Annotated in this window: 13 protein-coding genes; 6 read left to right on the forward strand and 7 right to left on the reverse strand. The window is 57.3% G+C overall.

Annotation, left to right across the window (positions count from 1 at the left end; genetic code table 11):
- Positions 1-46: 46 nt before the first annotated feature.
- A complete protein-coding gene (locus FHW16_RS20485) occupies positions 47-1,078 on the reverse strand; it encodes a zinc-dependent alcohol dehydrogenase family protein (protein ID WP_182551152.1) in 1,032 nt (343 codons plus the stop codon).
- 123 nt (positions 1,079-1,201) lie between these two features.
- Here FHW16_RS20485 and FHW16_RS20490 point away from each other — a divergent pair, with 123 nt between their 5' ends.
- Entirely contained in the window at positions 1,202-2,128 is a 927-nt protein-coding gene (locus tag FHW16_RS20490) for a LysR family transcriptional regulator (RefSeq protein WP_182551153.1), read from the forward strand.
- Here the strand turns inward: FHW16_RS20490 and FHW16_RS20495 are convergent.
- Positions 2,117-2,743: a glutathione S-transferase family protein gene (locus tag FHW16_RS20495; RefSeq protein ID WP_182551154.1), complete on the reverse strand. Its 627-nt coding sequence runs from the start codon at positions 2,741-2,743 to the stop codon at positions 2,117-2,119. The two genes, FHW16_RS20490 and FHW16_RS20495, sit on opposite strands and share 12 nt — an antisense overlap.
- A 236-nt stretch (positions 2,744-2,979) precedes the next feature.
- Here FHW16_RS20495 and FHW16_RS20500 point away from each other — a divergent pair, with 236 nt between their 5' ends.
- Both FHW16_RS20500 and msrP read left to right on the forward strand, forming a co-directional pair.
- Positions 2,980-4,182, forward strand: coding sequence for a pyridoxal phosphate-dependent aminotransferase (locus FHW16_RS20500; protein WP_182551155.1), 1,203 nt, complete (start codon positions 2,980-2,982; stop codon positions 4,180-4,182).
- Between the two features lie 141 nt (positions 4,183-4,323).
- The gene (gene msrP, locus FHW16_RS20505; protein ID WP_182551156.1) at positions 4,324-5,304 is read left to right on the forward strand and encodes a protein-methionine-sulfoxide reductase catalytic subunit MsrP; all 981 of its coding nucleotides are present in this window, start codon (positions 4,324-4,326) and stop codon (positions 5,302-5,304) included.
- Positions 5,305-5,640: 336 nt separating this feature from the next.
- Here the strand turns inward: msrP and FHW16_RS20510 are convergent, their stop codons facing one another.
- Positions 5,641-6,537 carry a LysR family transcriptional regulator gene (locus FHW16_RS20510; protein ID WP_182551157.1) on the reverse strand — a complete coding sequence of 299 codons (897 nt, stop codon included), beginning with the start codon at positions 6,535-6,537 and terminating at the stop codon, positions 5,641-5,643.
- A gap of 60 nt (positions 6,538-6,597) precedes the next feature.
- On the reverse strand, positions 6,598-7,572 hold the full coding sequence (trxB, locus tag FHW16_RS20515; RefSeq protein WP_182551158.1) for a thioredoxin-disulfide reductase: 975 nt from the start codon (positions 7,570-7,572) through the stop codon (positions 6,598-6,600).
- A 277-nt stretch (positions 7,573-7,849) separates the two neighbouring features.
- On the opposite strand from trxB, the gene FHW16_RS20520 reads away from it, so the two are divergent.
- Together FHW16_RS20520 and FHW16_RS20525 are read left to right on the forward strand one after the other, a co-directional pair.
- Entirely contained in the window at positions 7,850-9,250 is a 1,401-nt protein-coding gene (locus tag FHW16_RS20520) for a TrkH family potassium uptake protein (protein ID WP_182551159.1), read from the forward strand.
- A 112-nt stretch (positions 9,251-9,362) separates the two neighbouring features.
- Positions 9,363-9,833 (forward strand): Lrp/AsnC family transcriptional regulator, encoded by a 471-nt coding sequence (locus FHW16_RS20525; RefSeq protein ID WP_182551160.1) that lies wholly within the window; start codon positions 9,363-9,365, stop codon positions 9,831-9,833.
- Here FHW16_RS20525 and FHW16_RS20530 read toward each other — a convergent pair.
- From FHW16_RS20530 to greA, 3 genes are read right to left on the reverse strand one after another with little or no spacing between them, the layout of a single operon-like run.
- A complete protein-coding gene (locus tag FHW16_RS20530) occupies positions 9,830-10,558 on the reverse strand; it encodes a glycosyltransferase family 25 protein (RefSeq protein ID WP_182551161.1) in 729 nt (242 codons plus the stop codon). The genes FHW16_RS20525 and FHW16_RS20530 overlap by 4 nt on opposite strands.
- Positions 10,555-11,622: a glycosyltransferase gene (locus FHW16_RS20535; protein ID WP_182551310.1), complete on the reverse strand. Its 1,068-nt coding sequence runs from the start codon at positions 11,620-11,622 to the stop codon at positions 10,555-10,557. The genes FHW16_RS20530 and FHW16_RS20535 overlap by 4 nt, the downstream gene beginning before the upstream one ends.
- 4 nt (positions 11,623-11,626) lie before the next feature.
- Positions 11,627-12,100, reverse strand: coding sequence for a transcription elongation factor GreA (greA, locus tag FHW16_RS20540; protein WP_112526015.1), 474 nt, complete (start codon positions 12,098-12,100; stop codon positions 11,627-11,629).
- A 312-nt stretch (positions 12,101-12,412) separates the two neighbouring features.
- Between greA and FHW16_RS20545 the strand changes: the two genes are divergently transcribed.
- On the forward strand, positions 12,413-13,543 hold the full coding sequence (locus FHW16_RS20545; protein ID WP_432652066.1) for a PQQ-dependent sugar dehydrogenase: 1,131 nt from the start codon (positions 12,413-12,415) through the stop codon (positions 13,541-13,543).
- The last annotated feature ends 21 nt before the right edge of the window (positions 13,544-13,564 follow it).

Consider the following 13,564-nt stretch of genomic DNA (forward strand, 5'->3'; position numbering starts at 1 on the left):
GGATTAAATCCCGCCTTTTTGCATTTTATCATTTCGCTCTCGCGTCTCAGCCGATCTCGACAACAACCTTGCCGAACGGCCCGCGGTCCAGATGATCAAGCGCTTCGGCAAAATCTGCCATCTTGTAAACTGCATCCACGACGGGTGTCACACCGTACAGATCGAACGCGGCAACCAGATCTTCCAACGCACGCCGATGGCCGACCTGAATCCCCTCGACGATCACGCGCTTGCGGGCGAAGGCGACAAATCCACCTGATACCTCGAAGCCGTCGATGACTCCGATCAGCGATATACGCCCGCCGACCGCTGCGGCCCGCAAGGACTTGTCGAGATGGGTACCGCCTACTGTCTCCAATATGTGGTCTGCACCATGATCGTTGGTCAGGCGATAGACTGCTTCGACCCAATCTTCTTTCTGCCGGTTGATCCCGTGATGAGCGCCCAGCTCTTTCGCCCGGGCAAGTTTCTCGTCATCGCCGGAGACAACAATGACTTTTGCACCGTGCAGAAGCGCAATCTGCATGCCGAAAATCGAGACGCCGCCCGTTCCGATGACAACCACAGTCTGACCTGCCCTGAGCTTGCCGCGTTCGACCAGCGCCGTCCACGCGGTGAGAGCCGCACAGGGCAATGTGCTCGATTGAAGACCGGTCAGTTTGCTTGGAGCATGAACAGCCCAGTCCTCATGCAGAACAACATATTCTGCAAGAACACCCTGCATCGGCGCACCGAGGTTGCGGTCATTGGGATTGCGCGCTGTACCAAGGTCATCACCATCGATCCAGCCGGGCAGAAACGTCGAGATAACACGGTCGCCCGCAGAAAATCGCGTCACGTCAGGTCCGACGGCAACGACTGTTCCGGACAGATCCGACAGCGGTGTAACCGGTTCCGTCAGGGGCGTCGGCAGTCCAAAACCAAGATCAACCAACAGCTTGTCGCGATAGTTCAATGAGGCTGCGGCTGCCTTGATCAGAATTTCGCCGGGGCCTGGTGTCGGCACTTCAGCCTCGACCAGTTTGAGAATTTCACGACCGGCACCACTCAGGGCCCAGCGTTTCATCGTCGTCGTCATGATTTCCATCCTCGTATGCACCCGCCAGCCGGGTCGAAGACAGCAATCTATATGATCGATTATCGATGCAGTTGCGCTGATATCATGCATTATTGTATCGTTATATTCTACAATGGAGCTAAAATGGACCGGTTGGCAGGTATTCAGGAATTCGTGGCGGTGGTGGAAGCCGGGGGATTTTCTGCCGCCGGGCAGAAACTTCATCTGTCACGCTCGTCCGTCGGAAAAGCCGTAGCCCGGCTGGAGGGCCGGCTTGGCGTTCGTCTCTGCCACCGCACCACAAGGGCCTTTACACTGACGAGCGACGGCAACGCCTTCTACGAGCATTGCGTGCGCATACTGGCGGAACTCGATATTGCAGAAAATGCGATGACCACCGACAAGGAGCAGCCGGCGGGTCGCCTGCGCATCAGCGTCCCCGTGATTTTCGGCCGGCACTGCGTCGCTCCCGTCATTGCGGACCTTGCCCGCCAGCACAGCAGACTACGCTTCGACGTTTCGTTCACCGACCGTCCCGTGGATCTGATCGATGAGGGCTACGATCTCGTTGTTCGCAATACAACACTCCCCGACAGCGCCGTGCTCACTGCCCGCCGCATCGCACGGCAACGCATGACCATTTGCGCAGCACCTTCCTATCTTGCGGCACGCGGATCCCCGCGCGAAATCGGGGATATCGCCGAACATGACTCGATCGTCTATGGCCGGGATGGCAGCACCCGTCCCTGGCTTTTCCCGGATGGAAAGGGTGGCACCTATGCTGCCCCAGCCCGCACCCGGTTGATCCTCGATGATCTGGAGGCTGCGGCGGATATGGCGGTCGCAGGCATGGGACTTGCCTGGCTGCCCTGCTGGCTTATTCGCGAACGGGTAGCCAGCGGCAGCCTTGTCAGGGTCCTGCCAGATATAGAACCACTGGTCTTCGATACCTATGCGGTCTGGCCGAGGGCGCCGTTCATGCCCGCCCGCATGCGTGTGCTCATCGATGCCCTTGCCTCCCGCCTGCCCGGCATGACCGGCACAGGTGATGAAATCAAATCAGCTGCCTGAGGTTTCCGGCAGCCATGTAATGGGAACGTGTCCATCATCACCGGCAACCCGGCTCAACCATTTCGCCACGGACGGATAGGCCGACAGGTCATAGCCGCCTTGATTTGCCTCATGGGTGTAGGCGTAAAGCGCGATGTCGGCGATGCTGATCGCATCACCGGCAAAATAGGGCGTCTTCTGCAACTGCTGTTCCATGACAAGCAGCGCCTTGTTGCCGCCTTCCAGCGTTGCCGCCAGTCGCTCGGGCGTGGCATCCTTGGCCCGTTCCGGATAAACAAGAAGCGCGCGGCGAACCGCAATGTTGGGTTCGTGGGTATATTGCTCGAAGAACAGCCATTGATACATCAAGGCGCGCGCATAGGAATCGTCAGGGATGAACCGCGTCCCTTCGGCCAGGTGGAGTAGAATTGCGTTCGACTCCGCCAGAAACCGGCCATCGTCCAGCTCAAGCAGCGGCACCTTGCCATTGGGGTTCTTGGCGGTGAATTCAGGTTTTCGCGTCGATCCGTCCACCGACGAAACAGCCACATGCTCAAATGGCAGACCAAGCTTCGCCATCAGCAGGCGCGGCTTGTAACAATTTCCGGAACTGAGCTGCGAATAGAGTATCGGCATGGCTGGTCTCCTTTGGCGGGCGAATATCCCCGCTGGTGTCCGGTCTGATCGGTTTGTGTGAAGCATCTTACAAAGAGACGTGATGCTTTGAACGTTTCATGTCACACCCTGCATAGAAACAGCGCGATGTGAAGTCTTTTGCGCACGCTTTTGCTTGCGATTCCTCGTCCGTTGCGACATAGCAGACCCGCAAACCGGCTATCCCTCGTCAACCACCGCTTCAGGAGAACGATACCATGGCATTCCTCGCCGACGCCCTTTCCCGTGTGAAGGTTTCCGCAACAATTGCGATCACCCAGAAAGCACGTGATCTGAAAGCCGAGGGCCGGGACGTCATTTCGCTCTCCGTTGGCGAACCGGATTTTGATACGCCTGAGAACATCAAGGAAGCCGCCATTGCCGCGATCCGCCGCGGCGAAACCAAGTACACCCCGGTTTCCGGCATTGTTCCGCTGCGCGAAGCCATTACCCGCAAGTTCAAGCGCGAAAATGAGCTCGAATACAAGCCGAGCCAGACCATCGTTTCCACAGGCGGCAAGCATGTCATCTACAATGCTCTGCTCGCCACGCTGAACCCCGGCGACGAAGTCATCTGTGTTGCACCTTACTGGGTAAGCTACCCGGAAATGGTCGCGCTGTGCGGCGGTACCCCTGTTATCGTATCCGCAACTCAGCAGCTTGATTTCAAGCTGCAGCCGGAAGATCTGGAACGCGCGATCACGCCGAAGACCAAATGGGTTATCCTCAATTCACCGTCGAACCCTTCGGGCGCTGCCTACAGCTGGGACGAACTGAAGAAAATCACCGACGTTCTCGTCCGCCATCCACATGTCTGGGTTCTTACCGATGACATGTATGAGCACCTGACCTATGGCGATTTCAAATTCGTCACCCCGGCACAGGTCGAGCCAAGCCTTTATGATCGCACGCTGACCATGAACGGCGTGTCGAAGGCCTATGCCATGACCGGCTGGCGCATCGGCTACGCCGCCGGACCTCAGGCGCTGATCAACGCCATGGACATGGTGCAGGGCCAGCAGACATCCGGCACCAGCGCGATCTCGCAATGGGCCGCTGTCGAGGCGCTGGATGGAACGCAGGAACATCTGCCCATATTCAAGAAGGCTTTCGAAGGCCGCCGCGATCTCATCGTATCGATGCTCAATCAGGCACCGCTCCTCGTATGTCCGAAGCCGGAAGGCGCGTTCTACGTCTATCCGTCCTGTGCCGCAGCCATTGGCAAGACAGCACCATCGGGCAAGGTGATCGAGACGGACGAGGATTTTGTCAGCGAATTGCTGGCGAGCGAAGCCGTTGCCGCCGTGCACGGCTCAGCCTTCGGCCTTGGACCGAACCTGCGCATTTCCTATGCAACGTCTGATGCCAAGCTTGAGGAAGCCGGCAAGCGCATCCAGCGCTTCTGCGCCAGCCTTCGCTGATCGCACAATCAAATTGAAGATGAAAAAGGGGCCTCATAGGCCCTTTTTCTTTATCTTCCGGCTTCACGGCTTTGTGTTGATCGTCATTGGGGGGAAATGGCATATTTTCACGGCAGCACAAGCAGAGATGAAAGAGCAGTCATGGCCGCAATTCACCGCAAGCCCGCCTGGGCGATAGCTGAGACCTTGGCAACGCCAGAAACGGCGTTTCTCAACCGGCGTGCAATCCTTCAGGCATGGGGTCTTGGTGTGCTGGCGACCGCTGCTCTGACAGGATTGCCAAAAGTGGCGCGCGCTGAAGGGGATCGCAAACCTGCGGGCAGTCCGGCCCTCTATCCGGCCAAACGCAACGACGCCTACAAGCTCGATCGCAGCCTGACCCCGGAAGAGATCAACGCGAAATACAACAATTTCTATGAATTCGGATCGGACAAGGGCATTTACGCGGAGGCGCAGAGCCTGATCACCAATCCATGGGCGATAGACGTCGACGGCATGGTGGAAAAGCCGTTCACGATAGAATTCGCTGATCTTGAAGCAAAAATCCCGCTCGAAGAACGTCTCTACCGCCACCGCTGCGTCGAGGCATGGTCGATGACCATTCCATGGACCGGCTTTTCGCTGTCCAAGCTGGTTGAGCTGGCAAAACCGCTCGGCTCAGCCAAGTATATCCGGTTTGAGACTTTCAATGATCCGTCGATGGCGAGCGGCCAGAACGGCTTTCTCTATACGTGGCCTTACGTGGAAGGCGTCACCATGGCGGAAGCCGCCAGTGACCTCGCCTTCATGGTCACCGGCGCCTATGGCAAGCCGCTGCTCAACCAGTTCGGTGCTCCGATCCGCCTTGCCCTGCCGTGGAAGTACGGTTTCAAGTCGGTCAAGTCGATCCGCAGGATCACCTTCACCGACAAACGGCCAGTCAGTTTCTGGGAAGAACTGGCATCGAACGAGTATGGCTTCTGGGCCAACGTCAATCCGGAGGTTGCCCATCCGCGCTGGAGCCAGGCGCAGGAGCGCGTCCTGCATACGGGCGAAACCGTGCCGACACTGCTGTTCAATGGCTATGGCGATCAGGTCGCTTCCCTCTACAAGGGGCTCGAAAACGAAACGCTCTATCGCTGATATCGGAAACATACCCCTGAAAAGAAAAGAGGCCGGACAATTGCCCGGCCTTAAGTTTTGAAGGATGCCATTTCTGGCAAAACCTCCAGAGGGGAACACTAGCGGATGCGCAATGGGAGGAGGAGACGCATCGGCTAGTGATGTGGATATGGGCCCTTTGACCGTTTCTTGCAATCCCCCAATTGTGCATTGCACCCATGCACCGGATGCATACCGACAATTTATCGGCATTTTTGAAATGAGGGCGGGTCTTTACAGGGCGGACAGGCAACATCATGCTCCATTCCGACTGACTTTCGAAAGAATATTTTTCCGCAAAAATACAGAAACAACCGATCAATAGGACCAGGTGCGCGCCTTCGAGAAAAGGAAATCTCGAAACACGTGCAATTTGGCTGCGTTCTTGATTCCCTCGGGGTAACAGAAGAACGTGTCGAAGGATGGCATCTCCATCTCCGGCAACAGGCGCACGAGGGTCGAATCCTTCTCGACCATATAGTCGGGAAGCACCCCGAGGCCGACACCTTTCTGGATGGCGCGCTTGATCGACAGAAGATTGTTGATCTGCAGTACAGCGGGCCGCAGATTGCCATCGGACCGGCCGATCACTTCAAGCCAGTTGAGGTTGGTCAGGTAAGAAGGCGCCGGTTCACCAAAGCTGACAATGCGATGGGAGTCGATCTCGTCGATGCTTTCGATCTTGCCATACTTGGCAATGTAGCCCGGCGATGCATAGACGTGCATATGCACCGTGAACAGCCGCCGCTGGATCAGGTCAGGCTGTTGCGGCTGGCGCAGGCGGATTGCGCAATCCGCATGGCGCATCGTCAGATCCAGCTCTTCATTATCGAGCAGAAGCTGCAACTGCACTTCCGGATAGAGCTCGATGAATTCCTGTACCCGCTCGATCAGCCAGCCGGAACCGAGACCCACGGTCGTGGTGACACGCAGCTTGCCAGACGGACGGTCCTTGCTCTCGGTAAGGCGCGAGCGGACATTTTCCAGCTTCATCAACACTTCGTGGGCGGTGCGGTACAGCACCTCGCCCTGCTCGGTCAGGATAAGGCCACGCGCATGTCGGTGAAACAGCGGAACGCCGACATCCTGCTCCAATGCGCTGACCTGACGGGAGATGGCCGATTGCGACAGATGCAGCGTCTCGGCGGCATGGGTGAATGACCCAGCCTCCGCCGCAGCATGAAATATTCGCAATTTGTCCCAGTCAAGCGACATGGCGCAGTCTCTCCCCCATTCCGGTTTCGCTCATCGAGACCGGCTTTATGATATCAGCCCCTATTCGGCGGCTTGGCGTACCGGTTCCTGTGCCGTCAGCCAGCGTTCGGCCTCCAGCGCTGCCATGCAACCCATTCCGGCCGCTGTCACGGCCTGACGATAGATATCGTCGGTCACGTCACCAGCAGCGAAAACACCGGGAACATCGGTTGCAGTGGAATCCGCAGCAGTCCACAAATAGCCATTCGGCTTATGCTTGAGTTTCCCCTTGAAAAGTTCAACTGCAGGCGCATGCCCGATGGCGACAAAAACACCATGCGTTGCAACGTCCGTCGTCTCGCCTGTTTTGATATTCTTCAGGCGCACGCCGGAAACCGATGCGGGCATAGGTGCCTTTGCCTCTGTACCCGTGATTTCGTCAATGACGTTGTCCCAGACGACTTTGACATTTTCGCGGGCAAAAAGGCGATCCTGTAGAATTTTTTCCGCGCGGAAATGATCGCGGCGATGCACCACCGTGACGGACTTTGCCAGATTGGCAAGATAGAGCGCTTCTTCGACAGCCGTGTTGCCGCCGCCGACAACCACAACGTCCTTGTTGCGGTAGAAAAAGCCGTCGCACGTGGCGCAGGCCGAAACGCCAAAGCCCATGAAGGTCTGTTCGGTCGGAATACCAAGCCACTTCGCCTGCGCGCCTGTTGCGATGATCAGGGCATCACAGGTGTACTGTGTGCCACCATCACCAACGAGGCGGAACGGCCGAACGGAAATATCCACTTCCGTAATGATGTCGTGAATGATCTCCGCACCGACATGTTCGGCCTGGATCCGCATCTGGTCCATCATCCAAGGCCCCTGCACCGGATCGGCATAGCCGGGGTAGTTCTCGACATCGGTCGTAATCATCAGCTGACCGCCCTGCTGCAGACCGGCAACGATCACAGGTTTCAGGTTGGCGCGGGCAGCGTAAATCGCCGCGGTATATCCGGCAGGGCCGGAACCGATAATAAGGACGGGCACGTGGCGCTGTGTCATAATAAAACCTATAAAAACAGAAGTTCAGCCAGAAACCTTCATAACAGGCCTTCGCCTGTCTTCACTGGTATAAGGTAGTGGGTCAGCCCCCTCTGTTGCAAGGTCTGAGCTTGATATAGCGGGGTTAGCCACAGCTTGTACGTGGTGTTTTGCCGTTGCAACCGCATTGTGACACTGGATGGAACCGGTTATGAAACATTCCATGTCCATGTCTCCAGGCTGAGGTCCGCTCATTTTTCGCACCATCATCAATATTTGCGCGCGATTTGGCCTGGTTATGGCAGCCGCCATGCTGATTCCCGCCGCTGTTGATCTGCACATCGGCAACCGGGACTGGATCGCCTTCGTTCAATCGGCGATTTTCACCGGCGTTCTCTGCGGCCTGACCGCCCTTGCCACGAACAACCCTGAAGTCCGGTTTACCCCGCGTCTCGGCTTTCTCCTGATTGTTGCCGTATGGCTGACAGCGGCGCTGCTCGGATCATTGCCGCTGTATTTCTCCACATTGCCGATTAGTTTTGCCAAAGCGCTGTTCGAATCCATGTCAGGCATTACCTCGACCGGCGCCACCGTTCTGACGGGTCTCGACACCATGCCGCGCGGCATTCTGCTGTGGCGGTCATTGCTGTGCTGGTTTGGCGGCTTCGGTTTCGTCGGTCTGGGTCTTTTGCTTCTGCCGTCACTGCGCGTCGGCGGCATCCAGCTCCTGCATATGGAATCCTCCGACAAGTCGGAGAAAATCCTGCCGCGCATTCACCAGATCGCCATGGGCATTGTCCTCGCCTATGTCAGCATGACGGTGCTGTGCACAATCCTGTACTTCGCAGCGGGAATGGGCATGTTCGATGCGATCAATCACGGCATGACAACCGTGGCGACTGCAGGCTTTTCTACCCATGATTCATCGCTGGGCTTCTATGCCCACAACCGGGCGATCCTCGTTATTGCCACGGTCTTCATGATTCTCGGCGCTTTGCCCTTCGTGCTCTACATCAAGGCGGTGATGCCGCAACGCCTGTCATCGCTTGCTGATCCGCAGGTGACGCTGTTCTTCATCATCGTCATCGGCCTCAGTTTCTTCCTTGCGGTCGACCTCACGCTGGAAACCGGTATCGGCTTCGGCGATGCGCTGATCGCCGCATCCTTCAACCTTGTCTCCGTCATCTCCACCACAGGTTTTGCCACCGAGGATTACACCCGCTGGGGCTCCGAAGCGCTGGGCATCTTTTTCCTCGTGACATTCATCGGCGGCTGCGCCGGTTCAACCTCCGGTGGCATCAAGCTCAATCGCTTGATCATTCTCTGGCAACTCGCCTCCGCCAGCCTGACCCGGCTGATCATGCCCAATGCCATTGTGAAAATGCGCTATGGCCGCGCTGAAATCAGCCAGGAGGTTGCCCAATCGGCGCTTCTTTTCATTTTTCTGTACATGTCGTCGCTGGTGATTGGTGCCACGGTGCTTGCCATGCTCGGCAATGATCTCGGCACGTCGATTACCGGCGCCCTGACGGCGCTCTCCAATGTCGGGCCCGGTTTTGGCGATACGATTGGGCCGGTCGGCAATTTCTCGACATTGGGAGATGCGTCCCTCGTTGTCCTCAGCTATCTGATGCTGGCCGGGCGTCTTGAAATCATCACCATCGTTATTCTGTTTACACGCAGCTTCTGGAGCCGTTAGAGCCTTTCCTGCTAGGAACCTGTTTGTAACCGGACGGGAATGCATTACACAGCGGCAGGAATCGCCTATGGTGCTCGCCGTAAGCGCCTTTTGACAGGGATATAATCAGACCATGCCTTTGAAGGCGGACTTGGACGAGATTGACTGGAAAATCCTGAAACAGCTTCAGGATAATGGCCGCATTACCAATGTGGAGCTTGCCGAACGTGTCGGCATATCGGCGCCGCCCTGCCTGCGCCGGGTGCGCAAACTGGAAGAAAGCGGGATTATTCAAGGCTACAGGGCCATCCTGAATGGCTCAATCCTTGGTCAGGATATCGTTGCGTTCTGCATGATCCGGTTGCACCGCCAGTCTGATGCCGATCTGAAGAGCTTTGCCGAAAAGACCAACAGCTGGACCATTGTGCGCCGTGCATGGATGGTTTCGGGCGAATCCGATTTCCTGCTGCACTGCGTGGCCAGCGACATCAGCATTTTCCAGAATTTTGTGATTGAAGACCTGACATCGACACCGAATGTCGATTCCGTCCGCACGTCGCTGACGATCCGCGCGGTCAAGAACGAACCCCTGATGGTGCTCTAACCGCGAATTTTTGAATAAAAGAACAGCAAGACACGGTAATAGGGCCGGAGCACCTCGCGCTTCAGCTTATCCGACAAACTCTTTTTGCCCTGAACAACCGTGCCACCGAGATTGAAATCGATCTCGCGAATAGTGATGGGCCGGGCGGAAAGCATGCGAACCGGATGCAGCCAGCGCATCTGCAGCGTGGTGTCCACCGGCCGGTCAAACCGCTTTGTCGCTTCAAGCAGGGCAATTGCCGCATCGCGGCCGATCAGCTGCATCTGCATGCCGAGGCCGGGTAGTTTGGGCTGCATGATGGAGATTTCGCCTTGTCGGGAAATCTCACCGCCCTCTTCCCCCCGCGCCCAGCGCGGAAAGCGGATGTAGTCAGCTGGCTTGATCGTATCGCCGGCCAGCTTCAACTGATCGGCAAAGCCGGGATCAATGTCGACATCGTCCTCAATGACCAGTCCCGCATCGAGATTGTCGTCCACAATTGCCTGCCATGCCTTGCGGTGCGAGAGGAAACAGGCGATTTCGGTGACACGCAGTTCGAAGGGATAAGGCGGGAAATGCCGTGATCTCCGGCTGTAAACCGCGGCGATTTCGCTCTCGGCGAGTTTCTGGGCGTCAACGGCATCTAAAATTCTGGCTTCAATCGGCAGCCGCTGCATCAGTTCCCTGACATGCGCGCCGCGTTTTTCGGCACGCTTCAGGTGAATGATCAATGCGGAGACCTTCACGACACAGGCCTGTCGGTGCTGGCAAAGAGGCGCTCATAAACCGTGAGGATTTTTGCCGCTTCATTCTGCAGAGGAAAGTTCTCCCGCACATGCGCCAGCCCGGCGCTACCGGCTTCCTCGCACTTGGCTGGATCGGCAAGATAACGTTCGATGGCTTCTTCCAGTGCCGGAGCATCGCCCGCTGGCACCACCATGCCCGAGGCGCGGTCGACCATTTCAGCATAGGCACCGGCATCGCTGGTCACGACGGCGGTTTGCGAGGCCATGGCTTCAAGCGGCGTCAGGCCAAAGCCCTCCTGACGCGACGGTGCAACATAAAGGCTCATGCGTCGATACCAGAGTTTCACGTCAGGCACTTCACCCAGAAAGAGCAGGCGGTCCTGCAATCCGGCCTTTGCGATCTTGTCGCGCAGCGCCTGCTCGAACCCTTTGTTTTCGGCGGTTGTCCGGCCGGTCATGACGGCTGTCCATTCGGGATAGCGCGGCAGAAGGTTGACCATCGCATCCACGAACAGATCCGTCCCCTTGGAGTGCCGGATACGCCCGGAACATCCAACAAGATATTTGCCGGGCAGGCCCGACGCCGCAAACGTGTCCTCGTCCGTCACCGGCGGGTGGAACATGTCCGTATCCACGCCATGCATGATCACCGTGTGCGGCACGCGGAGATAACTACCGGATTTTGCACTCGTGGCAATCACGGCATTCATCCGCCGGATCAGCCATTTGGTGAAGGGTTTGTGGTCGCGTTGCGCGGCTGATGTAAACAGCAGCCGCAGCTTCATGCGCAGGATATGCCGCAGGATAACACCCGCAATCATCTCGTTGTTGCGGCGTGCGTGCCAGATCCGGAAGGGGCGTGTCTTAGGCTTGAACCAGAGACCGGGCAGCGCACGCCACCCGATTTTCGGCAGAAAATCAGGAAGACCTGGTCCCATGGCAACGATTTTGACGCCGTTCGCCCTTTGCAGCGGAATAAGCTGCACGATAGTCGAGGTGACCCCGGAAAGCTTGCGCTTTAAATTCGGAGCGATCACCTCGACGTTGCTTACCGGTTCCGGCACGATATCAGGCGAACTTGAATCCGACGATCTCGTACGAACGGGCACCGCCCGGTGCGTTGACCTCGATCGTGTCGCCTTCGCTCTTGCCGATCAGGGCACGCGCGATGGGCGAGGAAATGGAAATACGGCCGGCCTTCGGATCAGCCTCCTGATCGCCGACGATCTGGTAGATCTTCTTGTCTTCCGTATCCTCGTCAATCAGCTGCACGGTGGCGCCAAACTTGATCTTGTCACCGGACAGTTTCGAGATATCGATGATCTCGGCATGCCCGATATAGCCTTCAAGCTCGCTGACGCGGCCTTCATTGTGGCTCTGGGCTTCCTTGGCGGCATGATACTCGGCATTTTCCGAAAGGTCGCCATGAGCGCGCGCTTCCGAAATTGCCAGGATGATGCGGGGCCGCTCTTCTTGCTGGCGCCAGCGCAACTCTTCCTTGAGCTTGTCAAATCCGCCTTGAGTCATCGGGACCTTTTCCATGCCCTCTCCTTTCGCAGTCAGTGTCAAATGCGCCCCGCTAGGGCCGCGCGACACAAAAAGAAAACGGTCACCGAAGCTCAAGACTTCGGAACCGTTCAGTCATTCGTCGTTTAATATAGCATTCTTTCCGGCGATTTCACGAAGAAAGTAGAAAATGTCGCGCAATGGCCAGTTTAAATAAGCCGTGGCTGACTGAGCCGCTGGTCACGTGAGTGTGATTGAGTGTGAAAGGACCCTGACGCAACAATGTTCCACACTGCATGTCGTCCGGGTTCCTGATCCGGTCGGCCAAAACATGGGAGGGACGCGATGCTGAACCGAATGAGTATGCTGGCGACCGGTTTTACGCTGATGCTTTGCGCGCCCCTGCCGCTGGCAGCAGCGGACTTCAAAACCGAAAAGCTCAGCGTGGCAGCCGAAATTGCCGCCGAAGGCCTGCAGCATCCATGGGGTCTCGCTTTTCTGCCTGATGGGGCACTGCTTGTTACAGAACGTACCGGCCAGATGCGCATCGTTACAAAGGGCAGCATTTCGGACCCTGTCGCCAATGTCCCCGCTGTTGCTGTCGCCGGTCAGGGCGGCCTGCTTGACGTGGTGCTGGCCCCCGGCTTTCCTGAAAACGGCACAATTTACTTCACCTTCTCCGAGCCCGGAAAAGGCGGCGCCGGAACGGCACTTGCCAGCGCGACGCTTGTTCGCGGCGAAAACAGCAACAGGCTTGAGAACGTCAAAGTGCTGGTCTCCATGAACCGCAAGACGACCAAGGGCCAGCATTTCGGCTCGCGCATTGTCGTTGCGCCCGATGGCAAACTGTTCGTGACCATGGGCGAGCGCGGCGAACAGGATCGCGCGCAGGATCTCAGGGATCACGCGGGTTCGGTCCTTCGGATCAATGCGGATGGCTCTATTCCCGCTGACAATCCCTACGCTGATGGCAAAAAGGGCCTTGCCGAAATCTGGTCTAAGGGACATCGCAACCCACAAGGTGCCGCGTGGGATCCGGTTACACAATCGCTTCTCGTTGTCGAACACGGCGCCCGCGGCGGCGATGAGATCAACCAGCCGCAAGCGGGAAAGAACTATGGCTGGCCGGTTATCTCCTATGGCAAACACTATTCCGGGCAGACAATCGGCAAGGGCACAAGCGCACCCGGCTATGAACAGCCGCTCTTTTATTGGGATCCCTCCATCGCACCATCCGGATTGGCGGTTTATCAGGGCGCGATGTTCCCGGAATGGCAGGGTGACCTTCTGGTCGGATCGCTCAAATTCGAGCTGCTTTCACGACTCGACAGGGACGCGAAAGGCGCGTTTTCCGGGGAGGAACGGATGTTTGACGGCGCGTTCGGCCGCATTCGCGATGTCAGGATTGCGTCTGATGGTTCGGTTTATCTGCTGACGGATGAGGCAAACGGCAAGATCATACGGCTGACACGCGCCTAGGCTGGTTTTTGATCTTCTTTT

The sequence above is a fragment of the Phyllobacterium myrsinacearum genome (assembly GCF_014138285.1).
Classification (GTDB): Bacteria; Pseudomonadota; Alphaproteobacteria; order Rhizobiales; family Rhizobiaceae; genus Phyllobacterium; species Phyllobacterium myrsinacearum_A.

Excerpts from the sequence above, each read along its gene's own strand:
- FHW16_RS20485 (WP_182551152.1), bottom strand. The coding sequence starts at position 1,078 with ATGACGACGACGATGAAACGCTGGGCCCTGAGTGGTGCCGGTCGTGAA.
- FHW16_RS20490 (WP_182551153.1), top strand. The coding sequence starts at position 1,202 with ATGGACCGGTTGGCAGGTATTCAGGAATTCGTGGCGGTGGTGGAAGCC.
- FHW16_RS20495 (WP_182551154.1), bottom strand. The coding sequence starts at position 2,743 with ATGCCGATACTCTATTCGCAGCTCAGTTCCGGAAATTGTTACAAGCCG.
- FHW16_RS20500 (WP_182551155.1), top strand. The coding sequence starts at position 2,980 with ATGGCATTCCTCGCCGACGCCCTTTCCCGTGTGAAGGTTTCCGCAACA.
- msrP (WP_182551156.1), top strand. The coding sequence starts at position 4,324 with ATGGCCGCAATTCACCGCAAGCCCGCCTGGGCGATAGCTGAGACCTTG.
- FHW16_RS20510 (WP_182551157.1), bottom strand. The coding sequence starts at position 6,537 with ATGTCGCTTGACTGGGACAAATTGCGAATATTTCATGCTGCGGCGGAG.
- trxB (WP_182551158.1), bottom strand. The coding sequence starts at position 7,572 with ATGACACAGCGCCACGTGCCCGTCCTTATTATCGGTTCCGGCCCTGCC.
- FHW16_RS20520 (WP_182551159.1), top strand. The coding sequence starts at position 7,850 with ATGGCAGCCGCCATGCTGATTCCCGCCGCTGTTGATCTGCACATCGGC.
- FHW16_RS20525 (WP_182551160.1), top strand. The coding sequence starts at position 9,363 with ATGCCTTTGAAGGCGGACTTGGACGAGATTGACTGGAAAATCCTGAAA.
- greA (WP_112526015.1), bottom strand. The coding sequence starts at position 12,100 with ATGGAAAAGGTCCCGATGACTCAAGGCGGATTTGACAAGCTCAAGGAA.